General features: G+C 45.8%; 13 protein-coding genes. 2 read left to right on the top strand and 11 right to left on the bottom strand.

Going from position 1 to position 21,615, the window contains the following annotated elements; all coding sequences use genetic code 11:
* Nucleotides 1-29: 29 nt before the first annotated feature.
* The 10 genes from CLV42_RS27535 to CLV42_RS27485 all read right to left on the bottom strand — a co-directional run bounded on the left by CLV42_RS27535 (nucleotide 30) and on the right by CLV42_RS27485 (nucleotide 18,111).
* Entirely contained in the window at nucleotides 30-1,340 is a 1,311-nt protein-coding gene (locus CLV42_RS27535) for a hypothetical protein (RefSeq protein WP_146154496.1), read from the bottom strand.
* 121 nt (nucleotides 1,341-1,461) lie between these two features.
* The gene (locus tag CLV42_RS34220; protein WP_211303545.1) at nucleotides 1,462-5,283 is read right to left on the bottom strand and encodes a YecA family protein; all 3,822 of its coding nucleotides are present in this window, start codon (nucleotides 5,281-5,283) and stop codon (nucleotides 1,462-1,464) included.
* Between the two features lie 58 nt (nucleotides 5,284-5,341).
* Entirely contained in the window at nucleotides 5,342-5,839 is a 498-nt protein-coding gene (locus CLV42_RS27525) for a hypothetical protein (protein WP_106605158.1), read from the bottom strand.
* 789 nt (nucleotides 5,840-6,628) lie between these two features.
* Entirely contained in the window at nucleotides 6,629-7,267 is a 639-nt protein-coding gene (locus CLV42_RS27515) for a DUF6266 family protein (protein WP_106605156.1), read from the bottom strand.
* Nucleotides 7,268-7,431: 164 nt separating this feature from the next.
* The gene (locus CLV42_RS27510; RefSeq protein ID WP_106605155.1) at nucleotides 7,432-8,073 is read right to left on the bottom strand and encodes a DUF6266 family protein; all 642 of its coding nucleotides are present in this window, start codon (nucleotides 8,071-8,073) and stop codon (nucleotides 7,432-7,434) included.
* A 381-nt stretch (nucleotides 8,074-8,454) separates the two neighbouring features.
* Nucleotides 8,455-8,997, bottom strand: coding sequence for a hypothetical protein (locus CLV42_RS27505; protein WP_106605154.1), 543 nt, complete (start codon nucleotides 8,995-8,997; stop codon nucleotides 8,455-8,457).
* The gene (locus CLV42_RS27500; protein ID WP_106605153.1) at nucleotides 8,984-9,787 is read right to left on the bottom strand and encodes a hypothetical protein; all 804 of its coding nucleotides are present in this window, start codon (nucleotides 9,785-9,787) and stop codon (nucleotides 8,984-8,986) included. Before CLV42_RS27500 ends, CLV42_RS27505 begins: the two co-directional genes overlap by 14 nt.
* Before the next feature lie 83 nt (nucleotides 9,788-9,870).
* Nucleotides 9,871-12,966, bottom strand: coding sequence for an AsmA family protein (locus CLV42_RS27495; RefSeq protein WP_262510012.1), 3,096 nt, complete (start codon nucleotides 12,964-12,966; stop codon nucleotides 9,871-9,873).
* Nucleotides 12,967-13,076: 110 nt separating this feature from the next.
* The gene (locus CLV42_RS34030; RefSeq protein WP_170117678.1) at nucleotides 13,077-16,853 is read right to left on the bottom strand and encodes a glycosyltransferase; all 3,777 of its coding nucleotides are present in this window, start codon (nucleotides 16,851-16,853) and stop codon (nucleotides 13,077-13,079) included.
* A gap of 4 nt (nucleotides 16,854-16,857) precedes the next feature.
* The gene (locus tag CLV42_RS27485; protein ID WP_170117677.1) at nucleotides 16,858-18,111 is read right to left on the bottom strand and encodes a glycoside hydrolase family 2 TIM barrel-domain containing protein; all 1,254 of its coding nucleotides are present in this window, start codon (nucleotides 18,109-18,111) and stop codon (nucleotides 16,858-16,860) included.
* A 229-nt stretch (nucleotides 18,112-18,340) separates the two neighbouring features.
* Here CLV42_RS27485 and CLV42_RS27480 point away from each other — a divergent pair, with 229 nt between their 5' ends.
* Complete coding sequence (locus tag CLV42_RS27480) at nucleotides 18,341-18,613, top strand: DUF4242 domain-containing protein (protein WP_106605242.1); 273 nt, start codon at nucleotides 18,341-18,343, stop codon at nucleotides 18,611-18,613.
* Between the two features lie 99 nt (nucleotides 18,614-18,712).
* On the opposite strand, the gene CLV42_RS27475 is transcribed toward CLV42_RS27480, so the two are convergent.
* Entirely contained in the window at nucleotides 18,713-19,786 is a 1,074-nt protein-coding gene (locus tag CLV42_RS27475) for a class I fructose-bisphosphate aldolase (RefSeq protein ID WP_106605150.1), read from the bottom strand.
* Between the two features lie 162 nt (nucleotides 19,787-19,948).
* On the opposite strand from CLV42_RS27475, the gene CLV42_RS27470 reads away from it, so the two are divergent.
* Complete coding sequence (locus CLV42_RS27470) at nucleotides 19,949-21,607, top strand: cyclic peptide export ABC transporter (RefSeq protein WP_106605149.1); 1,659 nt, start codon at nucleotides 19,949-19,951, stop codon at nucleotides 21,605-21,607.
* The last annotated feature ends 8 nt before the right edge of the window (nucleotides 21,608-21,615 follow it).

Below are 21,615 nucleotides of genomic sequence, written 5' to 3'. Positions count from 1 at the left end.
TTTGCGCGTTGTCTTTTAGTACAATGGCGCTAGGGTGTTACATATATCTGTTCTTGTCCAAAGTGGAATCTCTTTTTGTCCAGCTCATAATAGTTCCAAAGTACTGAGAAAGGACAGAGGCGGTCATATCGAGTACGCTCCCAAGGCCTATCTCGACATTTTTCGTCTACCAGATCAGCAGGCTCCGAATCTCTACATATGTCCAGGAGTTTGCATCGGTAGATGGCTGCCGGCATGAGCAACATATCATGGACCTGATCCAGGGCTTTGAGCTTTTGTGGATGAATATCTTCGGCAGTGATTCCTATGCCGTGGGGGGCTATTATATACCGGTTACCAAGAGCGTTGATGGTGTGTGGACCACCCAGGTTTACTACCATATCAACCAGCCCTTCTTTAAATAAATCGTTACTTCTGTATACTTCCAGTATAAATTTATAGTGGCTGTCCCTGAGGTCGGCCGCCCGGTAAACGATGTTCTCAAACCACTTTCTGGTAGGTTCCAAAAACGGACTATTAAACAGTGTTTGAATACGGTTCATTACACCGTCTCTGGCTGATTCCAGTTGCTTATCGATATTCCACCCGCGCCTGGCATAAGATACCCGGGCAAAATCAATGAGCTTTTCTGCAGTCGTCGGTGGTGCCACTGACGCGGCCATCTCGGTCAAAAGAGTAAAGAAGGCCCAACCAGGCACCGGATGCATCAAAGAAATATCACATAGTGCTAGTAAAAGTTCGCTATCTGCAGCTACAGGGGGATATATGAATTGCGCAAACTCTTTGCCTGCCAGGTAGGGCCATTTTTGAGGAGCTTCGATCTGAAAAAATTTCGATTCAATGAGATAGGCCATGGTTTCAGCGATGGCCGTTTCTCCAAATGTATAGTCGACCTCCGGTAAATCCTGGAGTTGCAGTTTCAGCACGATATGGCGTAGGTAATCCACTGCAAAGGTTTCATCCAGTAGCGGATCCCGTCTCTGTTCTACCGCCACAATGGAATAATCGTGCGAATTGCGTTCAGGCACTGCCCGAAAGCCACTTCCTTCCAGGCAACGCAGCAGGATTCTATTATTCTTCTCATGCTCAATCACCTCCCCTGTTAATGGCAGTTGAATATCAGGACCTGATTGCCGTACATAATTAATGATTTGCACGATACGGTCAAACTGGTTCCAGGTCCTAAGTAGCCCAAAATTGGTGGTTAGGTTTTGTAAAAAATGTACGTATTCATGTGCATACAGGGCCTGGACCTCTGGTCTCATCTCCAGAATACTACTGAGATTGTCTGCAACCGGGATATTCACTTCAAAAAAAGATGGCAAATAAGATGCTGCCATAAAGTAATAAGGTTTTATTCTTGAAAAAGGCAGCTGCCACTTGATCAAACAAAATTGTAATATACAGCTTTGCCCCGGCATTTTGACATATCAAGACCGTCGCCGCTACTTACTTCAATAATCACTTTGTTGTTCCCTTTAAATAGCCGATCCCGTACTTACGCAAGAGGGCGAACGATTTGATCTCCATAGGAATCGTTCTTCCTTTTAAGTATGTCAGGGCCATTTCATCGGCAGTGAGTACAAGGGACCTAATTTTGTATTGTGCGGGATTTTCCACGAAATGCTTAAAGGCCATGGGGTTTGCAACTAGCCATTCATTGCGTCTAACGTGTTTATTTACAAGGGCATCTTTATCATTGGGCTTTCGACCAAGGTAATCATCAAGTTCCTTCTTCATTTCCAATATGTTTTTTGCGCCCGTTATATTCTTACACTCGATGGGATAGACTATCTTTTGAACGTCGTCAATCACCAGTACGTCAATATCGCCAAATGATTTTTGTGCACCCAAATGCTTGGGGGTAATCTCATGTTCGATCACGCGGAGGCCAGGCCGCTCTTTAAACCAGGCAACCACCTGATCCCTAAAAGGTTTCCCTTTTGCATGCTGAATGGTGCCCAACCAGATTTCAAGCGCTCCCTTCTTTACAAATTGAGGATATTTACCGGTGAACAACAGGAATTCCATATTCCGCATAGCTGCAACCAGGTGCCTGAATCCATATAAGTATACAACCTCTCCCCCACTTTGTACTGTTACCAATGGCCTGCGCAGATAGCCCAACTGGCGGTTATAACGCCAGGTAAAAACATCTTGCAAAGAGTAGGCATCTCCGGGAGGCGGTTGCATGAGCGCCGGCCGGGGTACCGATGTTAACAGCTTTAACATTGCGATGATCTCGTTTTCTGCAAATGGCACCGGTATGTGAGCTTTCGCGAGTATTTCCCTGACCTGCGTACCGGTAATGGCAATGCAGCTTTTTTGCTGCTCAAATCCGTGGTATGCCAGGATATCCACCATCAAATTCAGTCTCGAAAATGCAACGCCCAGCTCCTGTTCAAAAGCCAGGTCAAGGCCTACCAGGTGTTCCTGGGTTATATACGTTTCTGAACGTTGGTTGGTAGACGGTGCGTAGTTAAAGGCAAAATCCTCTGTGTAGCCAAATAATTCAGCTTCCGTTTTTGCAACAGCGTATGGGCGTAGGCATTCAGCTTCAAAATCTTTACTTGTACCTATCCTTCCCGAGGGAAGCAAACCTATCTCCGGCTCATATATTCCCATATACATGGCCTCATTTGTTGCGCCCCATTCTGTGAGTTGATTTGTAAATGCCAATAGCAGATCAACGTCATCGAGGTTCGGCTGTTTGGTGTCCTGCGGCTGCAGTATAGACACAAATTCAATCAAAGTACGAACAGCATGGGCGGTAGTGGTCAAGTTGGTCTCCTCATCCAGTATACGATCAATTTCGGTTTCGTAGTCGCTAAAGCAGGCTATTTTTGCTGGCACCTGTATTTCTTTAAATTCTTTATTGCGAATGCACCGTTCATTAAGTTTGATGAGCCATTCCAATAAGGCGATGCCATCGTATTCATTAATATAATGAGTAAGCATAATCGCCAGGCCATCTACAATCTGGTCGACAAGTTCTTTTTTTTCGGCCAGAGTCTCCACCTTATTAGGTACCGTTACTCCCACCGGGAGATAGTGTACGAGATTGGCCAGGACCCAGCTTATATCGGGATTACTCAGATATTGGATGGGCGGTAGGTCGACCGTATCAAAACAGGGATTATCCATAGGATCCAGCAACAACAGCATTTTGGCATGGTCTGGTCTGAGGGTATCATCTACCAATGCGCCTATGTTGGCAGCTATTATCTTTTCCGCTTGTCCGTGAGCCTGCATGTAGGTATGTAACCCCGTCAGCACACTATTCATGAGCAGTCTATCCGCGCGGTTATCAGCTTCTTTTACCAGATGCAAATATGCAAATGGTATCGTCAGCTGAATACCATGCTGCATTTGCTGGCAGTCAATTAATATCTGGGACGTATCGACAGTTTCATGTACATACCGCCGTTGCGCTAGTGCAGGGTCCGTTGCCACATTTATTTCAACACTCATCAATGCGCGGGCGTTTAACAATGATTGAAGAGGCTTGCGCATTTTATGCATCCAGAACGCGATGGCTTCAGCGACATGCTCGCCAAATTCGGTTTTCGATGTATCGATGATCCAGACCGGTATAGGAAAATCTTCAATGACGATGCTCAATCGTTCCGGATGTTCCCTGTCGACATATATAGGGGCATAGCTCCTATAACGAATTACTTTCGCAAATGCCAGGCTCGTACCATAGTGAATTGGAACGGCATGGGCATCGATCTGCATATGTACAGTTCTGTTATAATTGCCACTGATACCAGGTGCAAAAGCCATCACTCCGCCATGGGGATGTTCATCATTGACTGGCAGCAGGCTACCTTTATTTTGCAGGTAGATCTCAAATGCGTCTAATACACCACCAGTCAGAAACATACCCACAGTTGATCTGGTATGCATGTAACATTTAGCAAACTTATACAGTGTCAGCATATTGGTTCCTTTCGAGTAGGCAATGGCCTCCAGTTCTGACAGCGCCAACCCCAAAGAATAGCTCTCTGTAGCGACAGGTATTGCCCAAATGCCGCCAGGTGCGATTTCACCGCGAACAAAAAGGCAAAAAACCTCTTTGTTGCTGACTACTGGTTGCCCGCTCAGGTAGGTGATCACCTGTGAGGCCCTGGCAACATGAGCCGAAGGCGAGGGCTGTCGCCAGCCGGCTACCGGCGCCCAGTTACCCTCAACAGATTGGGGCACATGATCCTGCACAAAACATACGTAGGCAAGTTTATTGCGATCAAAGGCAAATAGTTGTTCGTGGGTATGTGCGAGGGTACCTTCCGCCGGTAATGGTACGGCCATGGAACTCCAACCCGTATGGCGGAGCGCACGTTTAACCAAATCCTGCTGGCGTATATTCATTACCCGGGCCAATTCTGTTGCGCAATGACGATTATGAGCCTGCCGGAAAATGAAGTCGGTAACGGCAGGCACCACCCCACCAGGGTTAACCAATACAATGTCATCGCCATCGACGAGAAGGGGTTTTGTGGCAAGCAGCCGGGCGGCGACTTCCTCATCCTGTAAATCCGGCTGGTGTTCATTAATAATGAAATCATTCAATATTTCGTAATCCATTCCTACTTTCCCGCAGTAAGCAGCCAGTACCCGTGACTTTGTTCGAATGGCATTCTCCATTTTAAGGAGCAAGTGATCGTCTGGTACAAGGATATGATCCCGGTCGTTTTCCTCAAAAAGGTTACGGCCGATTTTAAGGTTCTCTGCTGCAAAATTGCTCAATGCCAACAAAAGGTGTGATGCCGTTCTTACTTCTGAAACAAACTCCTCAGGAAGCGTATGCTCCATGGTAAAGATGGCTTCCATCAATTGATTCAACAAAACGGTAAGATCCCCATACTGCCCGGGGAATACGATGGCGTTACCTTCACTATATACTACATTATCTGAAAAAGTGCCTGTAAGTGTGTCTTCCATATAAGCATGGTCTTCGAATGCTTCTACAGCTTCTTTAAACGCCGGGTAAACAGGCTTCGGTTTACGTAACCCGGTGTCTCTTGTAGCCAGGACCTTCCCTAACAGATACTCCAAACGCACATTTCTTTCATGGTTGGGCATATACAGTTGCAATGCACCTATCAAACAAGCCAACATGGCGCTGTCATAACGTATATCAAGTCCATCCAGGACAGATGTAGGGGCCACGTCTGGCGCCGCAGTTGGTTTATCCTCATATATCCCACTTTTCAGGTGACAATGTTTATATTTTTTTCCGCTTCCGCAGGGACAGCGTTCATTACGGCCAATTTTGTTCATACAATACTTGTTTGACAGAAGGGTTCTCCGATCTTACGCGACCAATGGCACTGGATGTTTATATAAAGCCTGGTACATACAGATAAAAGTGGAAGTAGAGCAGTATTAGATCCAAGATGCTACAGAAAATAGCTAGTAGAATGGTCGACAAGGCAAAAAAGATATAGAACAGGCAATTTTTCGCAAATAGAACGATCCGGGTCTGTCCAGCTTTCACAAGATTTCGCCTGAAGTCATCTTTTACATCTGCTATAAGATGGTCAAGGCACGTACAGATTCCATAATTGGTGTCTGCAACATTTCCAAGCAGGGTCTTGAGAAAGATAGCTATCAATACACCTGCGACGAGAATAAACATCGGAAAAACCAGCACCTGCGCATTTAACGGCGTAACAAGCAGCATTTTGATTGAAAAAAAAGCACCCAGTATACTAACTAATTCACCAATTGGGTTCAAGCCTTTAGTAAGCCCAGCATTAGTGAGCGTTACATTAATTGAAGCGGCTATCAAAAACGAGGCAATACTGATGAGAAAATACAAAGTTACAGCGAGCATCGAAGTACGATTGAGGTTTTAAGGGAATTACCAAACACAAAATTTCGAAATCTCTTTTTAGACGGAAATCGATTGGAATAGGTTAGGTTGGGCCACGCCTCCCTGACAACATCCAACGATACGGATATTGCAATATATGATGAGTTTTGCGTTTAGGCAAATTTGCCCGGGATTTCGTACATAGAATATAGAAAGGCTGGTAGATAAATTACAAGAATATGGGACAGGTTTCAAATCATCTGCAATAGCCAATATTTCAATTAGTATCCAGACTAATTGCAGCAGAAATTTATTTTCTCAATTTTTGCATGCTTATTTACTCTAACCTATTATTTTAACAAAATGCGCGAAGAACTAAAGTTGTATCATTCTATACTCCCAATTATTCTTATTCCAATTTGTCTGCTTATTCTGGTCACATATGGCTGGACAGGCTATGCTACCTTAACTGAAAAATCCGGACTGAATGGTAGTTATTATCTGTATTATAATTTGTCAATGGTTCAATTCTATATTTATGAGTTTATAGTTGCTTTTATCGCCCTCGCGCTGATAGTAGCGCAAATAAGTTATTCAATTAGGAAAAGCCCTCGACATCTCACGATAACATTTTGCTCCTTTGCTGTATTTATAGCCTTGGTTATTATTTGCGAAATTTATTTGGAGTCAAGATTTACCGGTAAGGGCTAGCAGATTACACAAAGCGAATGCCATCCTAAGAATAAGGATCGCATTCGCCTTTCCAGGACTGCAAGCAACCGCAATATAGATCATCTTTCAAAATCTCTTTCATCCAAAAACGCTGCCCAAATAGATACTATTACTACACTGTCTGTTTATCTCACCTCTAAATGCCATATAAGTTTCTATTCTTTGTTGCTGCCAGGTCTCTGGTAGTTCCAATATTTCCTGACCAATCCTTCTCTTTGCGCCGCACAAATTACAGACAGCCTGTTTTAATGCCGGCGCATATGCCAGGAGCATTACATGGTCTGTACTATCCGGATAGTTGGCAGCTGGTGTCCAGCTGAATAGTAAGGTATTACTTTGTAAAGATACAGAAGGGCTAAGTCCGTCCGTATCGATAGGGCCTTCTGCAACGCGAAGTTTACTATAATCTATTTCATAGTTAGGATAACTGCCAATAATGGCGTGTGTTAGCTGATAGGCCACAGCCGCGCTATAGGCTCTAAAGGAACGGTCTTTGGATGGTTTAGCAAAACCGAGCTTTACAAACTCAGAGAATCGGCTTAACAACTGATTGGTAATCCGCATTTTCTCCCTGCAGGCCAACTGTTTTTCACTGGGTGGCTGAGATCCCTGAATCCGCCGTGAGCGGATAATATACTGGCCATCTTGTTCATAACCTTCTACATTGCCAATGGCTCCGAAGAAGCCGTTTAACAGCCCTTTTTTAAGTCGTGCCATAGTATTAGGATTTAATGTCGTGATGTTAATGTCCTCTCCCCTTCGGAGTCTCCGGAGGGAAGAGGACTAAATAATTCCTCGTCCCTTTCATCTTCGGAGCTTACCGCGAGTTAACAATTTTAACCGTAGGCTCGCTTTACCTGGAACAAGAAAAGTTGGAGAAACTATTGAATTTCCATATCGCCTAAATACCGGGACTCTGAATTTATCTTTCCATCAAAGCTGACAAACAGCACCCATACATGAACGGTGTCTGTTGACCACTGGGCCGGCACGGTCATGTTATAAGTCTGGCTGGATCTGGTAGCAACGCCTACAGCCTGTACATGCGACTGTTTCAAAGGATTGTAAAGCAATATGGTCAGTAAGTCCGTACCGTTGGTACTGTCGGTACCTGCGTTATTTACCCAGGTGAAGTCCAGCCGGGCTGCTGTCGTAGTAGCAGTTGCAAATTCGGGAGGAGCCAGCAGCCGTCCTTTACCGATCACTATCTGTGGATAGTTGATCGTCAGGGCAGGGTAAACACCGGTGATTCCCTTTTCAAGATTGATCTTAAACGCGGCATTGTAAGGCGTAAGTCCTTTTTGATATGTCTGGAAACCAACATTTATCAGATCGCGAATAGGATTGAGAAACTCGGTCATGAGGGCGAACGCGGTGCGTTGCTTCATCTGATTTTCCGTTGCTGGTCTATTACTTTTTACTGACCGGCTACGCATTACAGAGATGCCTTTCCAACTGGCACCTACTACGGTCCCTACCAGGCCGGAAAATGGGCCTAAGATGCCTTTGAGATACTTTCCCATAAAATAAGGGTTTTAATGTCAGGTGATTAAATCGGGTTAAAAACGTAAGTGAGAGCGTGGGTTAACGCTGTTTGAATTGTTAGTGATCTTTTCGAGATGGAGGCTATAAGGTATTTTAAAGTGAGTAATAGGATGCTCCTTGGCCTTCGGAGCGCTAAATCATAGGTTAAATCAGAGGTTGTTCGCAGGTTGATCGTAGGTTGGTCGTAGATTGATCGTATGTTGATCGTTCGCGACCGATCAAAGGATGATCAAGCTATTATCAAAGTCCGTTCTACTAGTCTTCCATTCCGATATAAAGATAAGGTGATAAGTGGAATATAAGTTGGAACATGGAAATATATTCCGGATATCCAAAGTTAATGGATCGAGCTCCAAATTTCACTTTATCAACGTAATCGGATACACATAAGTCAGATACGCTATCAGAAACACGACTGACAAGAACATAATAGACAACCCTATCACCGCTGAGTTAAACTTAATACCATCCTTCCCCAAAGAAAACTCCGAATCCGGTACTTCGGGCTGCGGCGTAGCACCTCCCGGTGTCTTGGAACTCATCCATTTATGGACGATCTTTTCCTGCAACAAGAACTGCCGGTATGATAATACCAGCCCGGCCACTACGATAATGATGACCAGGAAGAAGATAAGGATGCCACTATAAAACTGCCAGGTGAATGCTCTTTTCTGATGTTGCAGGTCAAACTGGTATTGTTGCAGGCTTAATTTCGCCTGTTCCAGTTTAAAATAGGTAATAGCAGAAGAATCCTCGCTCATTTCAGGAACTGTCACCGCCACCATCGCCATTGCACTATCAAAAGCCCTTTGTGTCTCGTCTTTTAATTGGATCTGGGCAACTGCATTTGTCATCGTCATAACCAATACGATGAGCATAGCAATGAGCTTACATTTTTTCATATTGCTTCTTTAAATACAGAATATAGGAATAACGGATCTTCAGTAACTTGTTGATGTCTTTATTAGGCACCTCTTTCTTTTCCAGTGATTGATAAGTAGGAAAAGAATATCTTTCAAAGGGCTTACTGCCAGATACCGTCATGATAAAATTCAGCAGCTGATCTGCTTTCCTTTGTTTCTCTTCCAGTGGTATTGCCTTGCTGCTCAACTGTGGAAATTCTATTCTCCTTATGCCCATCGGATCAACCGTAGCAAGCCCAACCTCAGTCGTATCTTTCAATAATAATTTTTGCTGAATGATGAGCCGGGATGTAACAGGGTATGAAGACACAATCGATTTTTCTTCAATGGCCCGGAATAACCGGTACTTCAGCGACTTTTTGTCTGCATAACCTGCATCCAGGTAATAAGAGTCAGCCCGGATATGCAGTTTATCCACTTCCCCATTGGCTTTATAATCTACAGTCAGCATTTTCCCAAACCACTTATAAATATCCCCATCATTCACATTTTTAGCTGTTTCGATCGCATACAGTAATTGGTATAGCTTTATTTCGTATCGGGATTCATCTATCACCGCCAGCGCACGGTATCTCCAGTTATTCAATCCCCTATCCAGGGAATCCACCATATGACGCAATTGCTCATTCTCTTGGATAAGCTCTTCTTCCACATCGATTTTGCGTATCGCTTTCGATAAACTATCTGCGGAAATGATATCCTGTGCATGAACTGTGGAAAAAGACAGACAGATTATCAGGCCGCATAAGGATAAATATCGGGACTTCATCAGTACAGATTATCTGATAAATATAATAATATCGTAAAATATGAAATACCTACCGGATCAAATACAGGTGGAAACACCTATCATCAATCCGCCGATTCCTTATCCAGCGAATCCTTATCACTTCCCCTTTTCAGTTTTACGTGAGGATTTGTCTGTGTTCCCGTAACGTTGAAAGGTATACCCCAGATACCCAAGGGAGGCAAACCTATACGCCCTTTCAGGTTCAGTCTTCCGTTGAAACTTACCTGTCCTTCAAAACGGGGACGGAAGCCAGCTATACGCATCTTTGTCCGCTCGATGGTGATGATATTATTACTGATAGTGGATTTTATTTCTACCTCAGACAGGTTCGGATCTTTGATATTCCTTTTTGTGCTATTGCTCACTGCATTGAACAGTTTGAAACCTTTCAGCTTAATCTTCTTCAATGACAGCACCCCCTCTCCTTTCAGAGATGGATACACCAGCTGCATATTCTCCCTGAACCTGCCACTGACATGATAATCCAGCCCCACAATGCCACTGGCGGAAGACGCAGAAGAAACCATGTCATGGAACAGCGGGATCTCGTTATAAGCTCGCTTGATATCGAATTCCCGCGCGTTGATATGATAGTCAAAGTCGGCACTTTCGTTATTCAGGCTGTTATACTGAGCCTCCATTGCAACCGGCGCCCCGATGATATTAAAGCCGGTATTACTCATCTGCAGGCCGCCGTTGTCGACCTGTAGCTGACCATGGAAATGCTGTATATCTATCCCCCGGAAACTGGCTTTATCTGCTGCGGCATTCAGGGTGAGAGACAGGTTATCCGGTATCACGACTACACCGGAAGTCCCGGGTTCATCTCCCGAATAAGGATCGCTGTTATACGACATCAGCTCATCCACCAGGATGTAACTGCTCTTCAGGTTAAAGGCGCCCTGAAGGCGTTGGTTCTTCTGTGTAGCATAAGCGATCAGGTTATATAAATGACCATCCAGGCGGAGATCAGATTTGCCGTAATGTGCTTCAAATTTGTCAAACCACATCTTATCTTCCTCAAAGCGGAAAACGCCATTGTTGATATAGAAAGGCAACGGGAAACGGGCAGCTTTCACGGCTACATCCCTCAGCGTCAGCGTACCCTTATTCAGGAGCCTGTCGTACTGGCTGTTCATCGCATCACTCTTCGTACCCTGCAGGGTCAGATCTGCTTTGATATAACCTTTGGCGTCATATCCTTCCCGGCCCAATACCTGGTAGATCTTTCCAAGATCGATGACGCCATTGGCCAGGATATTATAATGCAGATCATCAAAATTGTTCAGTGCTGCTTTGAGGGTAAATGTCTGACCCTCAAAGTCGAAGGATATCGGTTTAATATCGATCTTCAACGCCTGTAAACTACCGGCGGTATCTGTCAGCGTAGCATTGACATTGATCTTTTCTACCGGATGTTTATAGTACTTCGTATGTACCGCTCCGTTGTCCATCGTCAGGGAGGCAGTAGTTACCGGGAATAGATTTCTTGCGGGCTGATAGATCCCCTTACTTAAGATATTGATGTTCAGTTCACCACCCAGGTCTACGCCATCCAACGGATAAAACTTCTCTACATCCCCCATATGCACCAGACCTTTCAGGCTGGCATCCACCTGTGGCTCCTGCGCGTTGGTCAGATGCAAATATCCTTTGATATAGTTGCCTAACACCTCCGCATTGATCTTACTCACGTTCACGTGCACATTGGCATAGTTGTTATCCGCACAGGATGCCTGTACATCAAACCCAATATGCCGGATCGGCTCCCGTACATCCCTGAATTTCAGGTAACCATCATTGAGCGTAGCTTTGAAATCAAATACGGGTATACTGCTGATCACCAGGTCCGATTCATGCCCGGGGCCATTGTTCGCTGTATATTGTGCATATCTGCCGTCGGCCTGCAGACTGGCCTGAAAGCGTCCTTTCAGATCGAAGGCATCCCATCCCATTGCCTTTCCCCACTTCTCCATATCCAGATCGGCACTCATCTTAGCGTGAATGTCCGGTTTAGTCAGGCCCGTTATTTTAATATCTGAGCTGAAATATCCTTTGTCCAGCTTAAAGAAGGCTGAGTCAACGTTGATGGTAAACTTATCAGGGTTCATCTCTGGTAACCGGGCCCCGAAATCCAAGCGCAGGCCTTCAATAGCATAAGGCGCCCCTGAGCTGGAAATTTCTCCGTCCCTCACCTTCATGCTAAACGTGAGGTCAGGCATCTTGTTAGTCTTAGCGATGTACTTACCTGCTAATGAGGCATTTACCTCAGCATAGCCTTTGATGTCGGTATGCTCCCTCCAGGAAGTGTATTTCGCTGGTAAAGCACTGAAAAGTGCTTCCAGGGTCGATTCCCCGGAGCTCAGCTTAAAATCCATTTTATACCCGTTCTTCAGGAAGCTGAAGGCACCATTCAATTTCATCGGCAGCTGATTGATCTTCAGGTCATTCCTCTCGAAAATGAAATTCAGCGACTTCGTATTGATCCGGGTGATCAGGTTACCGTCCAGTTTCTTGGACTGTATATAAGGTACTCCGCCATAGGCCAGGTCGAAGGAGGCGATGCCGATATGAGAATACAGGTCGAACTGCGACTGATCCAGGTCGCCCTTACCCGTATAATTCACTTCCCGGGCCCTTATCTGCAGGGTCAGGGATTTATCATTGTAGATGATCTTACAGTGCTCCAGCTGTATCTTTTCTATCTTCAGCGACACGCTGCTACTGTCGGTCGATTTCCGCGAAGGCGCAGCAGGCTGGTATACGTTATAATTGGGACGCCCTTCGGTATCCACCAATACATGTATATTCCCTTTTGTGAGATAGATCTTATCGACCCGGGTAGCTTTTGAAAAGATACTCCCCAGATTGACGCCCAACGCTATTTCGTCTGCCGATACCAGTGTATCCTGCTCAAAAGGAGCTGATCCCTTCAGGCTGAAATCGTACAGTGTTAAGGTGAGAGTGGGAAAGTGATTAAAGAAGGATAATCTCGCTTTTGAAAAATTGATCTCGCCAGTGATATTATGGTTAGCCCATGCTTTTATTCTGTCTGACACGGCCGCCGGAAACAGGAGCGGCAGCAGAAAAAGTAATAGTATCATTCCCCCCGCAGTTATCGAAACAATTTTCAACGTCCGCCCTGCGGTTCTCTTCATAGTAGCACTAAGCATAAGGTATAGGATCTGTTATTTGCATTCCACTAGCGGCGCAAAGATAGAAAATCTACAAATGTCTAAAAAATAACATGTGAAAATAAGTTGTGTAATTACTCCATCCTGAACGGTGTATTGAGTGGGGAGCTGGCATTTACCGCATAACCATCCTTACTGACTATCAGGTATAACCTGTAAAGCTCAGGGGAATCAGGTATACTGAGTTGAATGCCCCGTCCTGTACCCAGGCGGTGCATGTAAATGGCATTCCCCCAGCCATCCGTTTTATACAGGAACCATTCAAAGTGCAGCTTGCGGTTGATAGGATCTTGCAGGTTCCACATACCGTTACTATAGACCAATGCATGATAGGACAAGACCATACCGGGATATGTTATCTGGGCCGGACGCAGAATTTTCACCGGTGGTAACCGGGGAGCGTCCGTTTTCACATGCCAGTAATCCGCCAATCGTGAATAAGCCGGTTTATAATGCCGTTCATGGTCCAGCAACCCGTTGAAGGTAACGACATTCCTGGTTTCAACATCCTGCCAGGAGCTGATAAACAGGGGTTTCTTTGTAGCAGTGGCAATGTATTGATCTACGCTAATCCCGCTTATAAACCAGGGGATTGTTGTTTCCGGCAGGGTAATCTTTGTGGTGTCATCCGGCGTGGCCAGTCCGAGGCAGGATATTTCGGGTATGGCTGAGGCAAAGGTCTGTAAAGTGGTCGTAACCTGGCTATCCAGGGGTACGTCCAGTGTTACAGGTCTTCCCGGGTCCACTGCTTTGATTTCCTGTACCAGTTCCCGCAACCAGTGCAGATACTCATCCTCGTGACGCAATAATGAAGGCTTTACATACATCCGCTGCAGCCTGTGCCAGGCATTATTTCCGAGATGCCAGCTAATAATACTTTTGTCGTCCTTTCTTTTCCGCACGGTAGCTATCACCGACTCCCTGAAATCATCACGATACTGCACCTTTGTAATATCAGGGTCCTGGTCGGGCATCCAGAAGGCATACTGTATCTTCATCCCGGTCTCGTTGGCCACAGCAAGAATGTTATGATCATAAACGCCAGGGCCATATCTCCTGAGGGTATTAATACCCAGGTGCTGCATATCTTTCAGGTCTTTCGTTACCTCCCTGCGGGTTAAGGTATGCCGGCTTCTGAACCAGGGGATGGCTTTGGAGTAGATCACTCCCCTGACGGTATCCCTCAGCCACTCATGACGAGGAATGACCGGAGCTGCGGCAAGCGCTGGCAAGGGACAGGCGATATCGTTATCATTCTTTTGTAATCTGTACATTGCCTTTAAGGAAGCCAGGGGCGCTGACAATTTCCAGTCCAGCATTCCACTGTCTTTTTTACTGACAATATTCAGATCATAACTGCTGTTGAAAAGCACAGCGGCCTTTATCTCAGGGAAATGACCACCCATGTCTGCAAAAGCATCCTGTAACCAGCCTTGCTGGTTGCCCGCCTTTTTCAGGGATCCCAGTTCTGCTACCATAACGGGCAGACCAGCACGAAACAGCGGCTTATTATGATAAGGTGTATACAGCTGCTGGAAAGTATACCATTTCCCGTCGGACTGCGAACTGCCATAATTCAATATGGTTACACCCAACCAGTCAACATATCCATTGCCCGGGAAGTATTGCGCTACCGCTTCCGGCTTCCAGGGGGTCCACACCCATATCGCATTGCGGGCGCCGGCACGGTCGAAGTAGTCATGCACATACCTCCAGGCCTGTACATATTCTTCCGGCGTATTCAATCCGGTACCCGACCAGGGATAGGCAGGATTGTCAGGTTCATGACCAAACCGGATGAAAACAGGCCGTTCCAGTTTCCTCACCTGCTCCGCAAATTTTTGCAGGTACTCATCGAAGTACCCCTGGCTGATATGCTGCATCATTTTCCGTTCCCTCATCAACGAAGTATCTTCCCGGGAAACATGGAACAATCCAGCCCAGGGTTCCCAGGTGATCATTGGGACGGCATCTGTCTGATATATGGCATTCATCAGGGAGTCCTGCAGAAAACAACGGGCAGCATCTCCCCATGGAATGTAACATGACACGATATCAAAGCGGGCGTCCGTCAGCTGGTTATAGCGCCCCACGTCCTGCATGGACGTTAAGCCGGAGGTATTAGCGGGACTAAAAATGCCTGTTAAAAAAACAGGTTCCATTATAATGGGCCGGCCGGCATAACTGGCAGGCGGTTTTGTATCCTCATAAATGAACCAGGCGGTAAATCCACATACCAGCAAAGTCAGGAAAAGGGCTGTTTTTCTTACCATCACATACCCGCTATGACGCAGTTTCCACAGCCTTATCTTCCAGACATAATAGTGGTTGTATAACACCTCTGCAAATGTAACAGGTATGGCTTTCATCATACGTCCTTTCCAGATACCGGCCATTATATTGAACAACATGATCAGGCAGTTCAGGAAAGCGAGACCCGCCATTACCCCCGAGAAAGGTGTCCAGTCCCGCCATAACCCATAGACAATGGCAGCTGCGGAAATCAATAAAACGGTGGCATTGGGAATCAGCAGCTTCCAGCTGGTAGTGTCTTTATCGTCTTTCGGCGTAGGAATATAAGGCACCTTTTTACGGATCACCGTATATACCAGTCCGAGTATATAGATCCACCAGGCACCAATCAACAGCAATCCACCTACCATGTGAAATCCGCTTTCCTCTTCTCCCATCACCCATCGTTGTACAAAGTGCCGGATCAGCAGCGTAGTGCAGACGAAAGGCAAGCCAAGTATACCGAATGATACCAGGTCCAGTTGAAAGGGTATTACCCCCAGACACAGGGATAGTACCGGTACCAGGAAGTTGATCAGGAATATGACACCCGCAAAATAGTGGAACGGCAATATGCCGTAATGGAGTTTCTGCCGCCAGGTAAATTTCCTGAACAATTCCGGATAGCTGGTCACCAGCAGTTCGAAGGTGCCCCTCGACCATTTCAATTGTTGCTTATAATACGCCGAAAGCGTGGAAGGCACCAGACCCAGGGTCAGTACTTCCGGTACATACACCGATTGCCAACCTTTTGCATGTAGCTGCATAGCCGTATGCATATCCTCCGCCAGTCCCGCTGCATGGCCGCCAATACTATCCAGGGCACTCCTCCGGAAAGTACAGTTAGCGCCGATAGCCTGTACGGTACCATACTTATGCATTGTCATCATCATGGGGCCATAGAACTGGAAGGTTTGCTGCGCAGCGCCTTTGGCGATGATGCTGTCGCCGATATTACTATACGCCTGCACGATCTGTACAAAACCTATCTGCGGATCATCAAAGTATGGTACTACCCTGTCCAGGAAATCGGGCGTCGGCACATGATCGGGGTCCATCACCACACACAGCTCTCCGCTGGCATATTGTAAGGCATTGTTAATGTTACCGGCTTTTGCGTTTATACGATTATTTCTTGTAACATGACGTACACCTAAACGCTCACAGGTCTCTTTCAGGAAGGGATCGTTCGCCTCATCACAGAGATAGCTGGTATGTGGGTAAGTGATCGCCTGCATGGCGGTGAGTGTATTAACGATCATTTCATAAGGCTCGCCGGCGCAGAATGTGGTGAGGATATCTACCGTAGGCTGAGATGTGGAGACAGGTCTTTCAGGAATGGTAATATAGAAATAGTGATACCACTCATGCAGTATCTTCAGACAGGAAAAGATGATAGCAGATATCAATAACCAATACAACGGGCGATTCCCCTGGTTGGCAGGACTGAAAAGGCAGAACAGCAGTAAGCATAAGCTGATCAATCCGGTAATGATCATAACCCGGAGAATAAATAACTCTCTTTTAGAAGGCGGAGAAACGCGCTTGCGTATTGCCATATTATTATTGTCCTACTACGTAAAAAGGTGTATTGGCTGTTGCCACGTTACCGCAAGCATCATAAATCCAGGAATAGATCCGGTATGGACCTTCTTTTGTTGGCGCCCTGAATGTAACACTGAAACTATCAGCCGGGATAATATCTGCGTTGCGTTCCACAGGCAGGTCGTTACTATGGGGATCAAAATCTTCATCCAGCACTTTCCAGACAACCCGCAGTCCCTTTGCTACAGGCATTTTCAATTTGATTTCGGCGGTTTGTAATACACCTGGCTGCATTAAAATATTGTCGGCTGCTTTTTTCCCGTTTACCAGCATCTCCTCCAATGCGGGAGCCCTGTGCCTGGGTGCAGTGCCTGTCCACAACGTCTGCATATCGCCTGCTATCTCAGTTGCTGCGCCATTCTCGTCAAGAACACTGTACCAGGTAGGTGTTACCTCCTCCTTAAATCCCCAGTAAAATGTAAGTGCGCCAAGGAAACGGGGATTATTTACTGGAAGATGGCTTGTATAAAAATCGCGGTAGAACCAGGCTTTTACTGTACTTGTTTGCTCTATAGGAACACCCCATGCGGTACGTTTTGATTCCTGCGGGGAAAATATGCCCCATTCCGTTATCAGGAAAGGGCCATTCCACAACCAGTTAAATGAAGCCAGATTACGTTGCAGATTTTTAAGATCACCAAAAACATTAAATGAAAGTATGTCCAGTCCCGGTACTTTCAGCTGTATGTTCATCACGTTCCTGAACTGGTAATTGACCATGGTTGTTGTAACAGGATGATCGGGATCCTCGGTATGTATCATATCCAGCAAGCCGTTATATACATCATAGAACTTATTATACCGGGCTTTGAATGGGAAATCCACTTCATTTCCCAGGCACCACATCAGCAATGCAGGATGCGAACGGTAACGCCGCACTGTCTCACGGAAAGCGGCATACTGGCTATCTACTTTTTCCTTGTTGCGGTAGAAATAATCCAGGTATTTACTTTCGGGAACATAGAAACCGGCAATAACAGCCAGGTTATTCGCGGCCGCTTCATCGAGAATAGCTCCCAATCCGACGGTATCCCAGGTACGGATCGTATTGCCACCGATTGCTTTCAGCCGGGCCATATGCGTAAAGCCAGATCCTCCTCTTACTACAAAGGGAGCGCCATTCCTGTACAAAATATATTTGCCATTCTCCCGGGCCACCCACACCTTCCGGAAAGGATCAGCAGCTTTATTGCAGTTGCAAAAAAGGAGCAAAAAAATACAAAGGGGAAAAACGTATACACGGAGATAATCAGGAGTCATTCAGTCTTATAAATTTATCTCGAACATTTACCAGCGTTATAAATATAATACGAATCAATCAATATACCATCGTGTAAATCAGTTGTTAGGCACCGGGCAGGGCAATATATTTCACGCATATTATCTGGCAACTGAAGAACTAAAGAACTTATTGGATTGTTATCAGATAAATCCATACACCATGCCAAAGTATGTAATAGAACGCGAGATCCCAGGGGCAGGGCAATTAACTGCCGAACAATTAAAGGGGGTATCACAATCTTCCTGTGAAGTACTGCGTAATATGGGACCGGAAATCCAATGGGTACAGAGTTACGTGACGAACGACAAGATCTATTGTGTTTACATTGCCCCCAGTGAAGAAATGGTTCGGGAACACGCAAGGAAAGGAGGTTTTCCTGCCAATTCAGTGAAAGCGGTTACCGCCATCATTGATCCTGCTACAGCCGAATAAAGGGTCTGTCTGATGTTATCCATATCATCGCCTACAGGGTATTTATTGTCCTGCAGGCGATGATATATTATGCCACTATCATAAATGTGGCGTAGGTGTTTAAGCAATAGCTACCTCCGGAGAAAGATATACATCCTGGATAGCCTGTAACAGTTGTACGCCTTGTTCAAAAGGCCGCTGAAAGGCTTTCCTTCCGGAAATGAGTCCCATACCACCGGCGCGCTTATTGATCACCGCTGTACGTACTGCTTCTTTCAGATCGCTGGCGCCAGAAGACGCACCTCCTGAATTGATCAACCCAATACGCCCGCTATAACAGTTCAACACCTGGTACCGGCACCAGTCAATCGGATGTTCCGTGGTCAGCTCAGTATACATACGCTCATCCAGTTTACCGTAAGCGCTGTTGCCCATATTCAGCGCCTTGTATCCGCCATTAATTTCAGGCAATTTCTGTTTGATAATATCTGCCTGTATCGTAACACCCAGGTGATTGGCCTGCCCTGTGAGATCAGCAGCTACGTGATAGTCTTTCCCGCCTGATTTAAAAGCATCATTACGCAGGTAACACCACAATATCGCCGCCATCCCCAGTTCATGTGCTTCCTCGAAGGCTTTTGACACTTCCACGATCTGCCGCCTCGACTCTTCAGAACCGAAGTAAATGGTTGCCCCTACGGCTACGGCACCCAGGTTCCAGGCATCCCTTACAGAACCGAACATCGTTTGATCGTAAGTGTTCGGATAAGAAAGCAGCTCATTGTGATTGATCTTAACGATGAAAGGTATTTTATGGGCATAACGGCGGGACATCAATGCCAATCCCCCGAAGGTGGTAGCAACTGCATTACATCCCCCCTCGATAGCAAGCCGGACTATATTCTCCGGATCAAAATACATAGGGTTGGGTGCAAAAGAAGCACCTCCACTATGTTCAATACCCTGATCGATGGGCAGGATGGATACATACCCCGTACCGGCCAGTCGCCCATTGTTGTATAACTGCGCCAGACTTCGCAGGGTCTGCGCATTTCTGTTGGAAAAGGTAAAGTGATCGTCGAGGAATTGCGGGGAAGGAAGGTGAAGCTGTTCTTTGGTGACCTTGGTACATTTATGCTCCAGTAAGTCCCTGGCTTCGTCGCCTAATATGCTGCTCAGTTTATCTAAAGTCATGGTATTTTATTTAATATGAATGACCGTAACTGAATATGTTTTGATGTGAACGAAGCTAAAAAAAAAACCTGATACCGGGTCATCTATTGTCGCTAAAGACTACAGGAATATGTGGTAAGGGTTCATCACCCTGATTGTAAATTAGCGCTTATTCAAAAACACATGCCCGATCAGAATAATAAAGACGCAGCCCGGCCAGCTGGATATAAGTTATACCTCAGAATGGTTCTTGAACATTCAGATATACCCAAAAGGACCATCATCTTTTATACAGTCATATCCGGTATCGTCAATGCAGTATTACTATCCGTTTTGAATGCCGCCGCCAACTCGGCCGGAGAAGGAGAAGTACAGGTGAAATATCTCCTGCTGTTTGCCATAGCATTAACTATATTTTATATCACTAAAAGATATATCCTCCGGAAATCTGTTATCATAGTAGAAAATGCCGTTTACAGCCTTCGCCTCCGGATACTGGAGAAACTAAGACGCTGTGAACTGTCACCTATGGAGTCCATTGGGAAAGATGAGATCTTCACACGTGTATCCAACGACACGAATTTCATTTCACAGTCGGCCGCCGTGATCATCAATGCCTTCCAGGCGCTTGTACTCGTCACCTTTGCACTGATCTATATCGGTTTCCTCTCATTCACCGCCTTTGCCGCTACTATCGTAATCCTGGTCATTGCTATCTCCTACTTTCTCCGGAGGCAAAATGATATTAACCGGGAACTGAGAGAGGCCAATAAAAATGAAGCTGCTTTTTATGATCATATAGAAAACCTTATAGAAGGATTTAAGGAAATAAAGATCAATCATCTGAAAAATGAACAGTTGTTTACTGATGTCAGGCAGACAGCTGATTATGGCAAGGAGGTCAAGACCAGCAGCGGACTACGTTTTGCGGTGGGTTATATGTTCTCCGAGATGGTCTTTTACCTGCTGCTGGCTTCTATCATTTTCCTGCTGCCGCAGTTCCAGACATTGTATACAGGCACGCTCACCCGCCTGACAGCTTCTATCCTATTCGTGATCGGCCCCCTTGAGAATATCGTTACCACCATTCCCCTGTTTGCCAAAGCGATACAGGCTACACAAAATATCGATCACCTGGAACAGAAGATCTCGTCATATGCTGAAAACGATACGCCTAAGTCCCATCCTGCCCTGCCGCCGTTCGAAGAGATCAAACTGGAGAATGTGGTATATGACTACATGGACGAGGAGAGGCAGTCTTCCTTCACACTAGGGCCGATAAATTTCACACTAAAAAAGGGATCGCTGATCTGCGTGATCGGAGGTAACGGCAGCGGAAAGTCCACCTTCCTGAAAGTGCTGACCAGTCTTTATCATCCGGCGTCCGGGCGCATCCTGGTGAACGGAACAGAGCTCCGGAATTTCGATAAAGAAGATTATCGCTTCTGGTTCTCCACCATCTTTACTGACTTTCATCTGTTTCCTAAAATATATGGCATTCCCAACCTCAATGCTGATAAAGTGAATGAGTACATTAACCTGATGGGATTATCACATAAGACACATTTTAACGGCACGAATTTCAGTAATGTACGACTGTCTACCGGTCAGCGTAAAAGGCTGGCGTTGATCTGCACCCTGCTGGAAGATAAGCCCATCATGATCCTCGATGAAGTCACTGCCGACCAGGACCCGGGTTTTAAGAAATTCTTTTATACAGAAGTATTACCCTCATTCCGCCTGAAAGGAAAAACTGTTATCATGGTTTCGCATGATGACAAGTATACCGAGCAGTTTGACAAAGTCATAGAAATGGAATATGGTAAGATCATCTCTCAATAACGCACCAC

Source organism: Chitinophaga ginsengisoli (assembly GCF_003014595.1).
Classification (GTDB): Bacteria; Bacteroidota; Bacteroidia; order Chitinophagales; family Chitinophagaceae; genus Chitinophaga; species Chitinophaga ginsengisoli.
The sequence above is the reverse complement of the archived record's forward strand: the minus strand, read 5'-3'. Positions and strand labels throughout refer to the sequence as shown.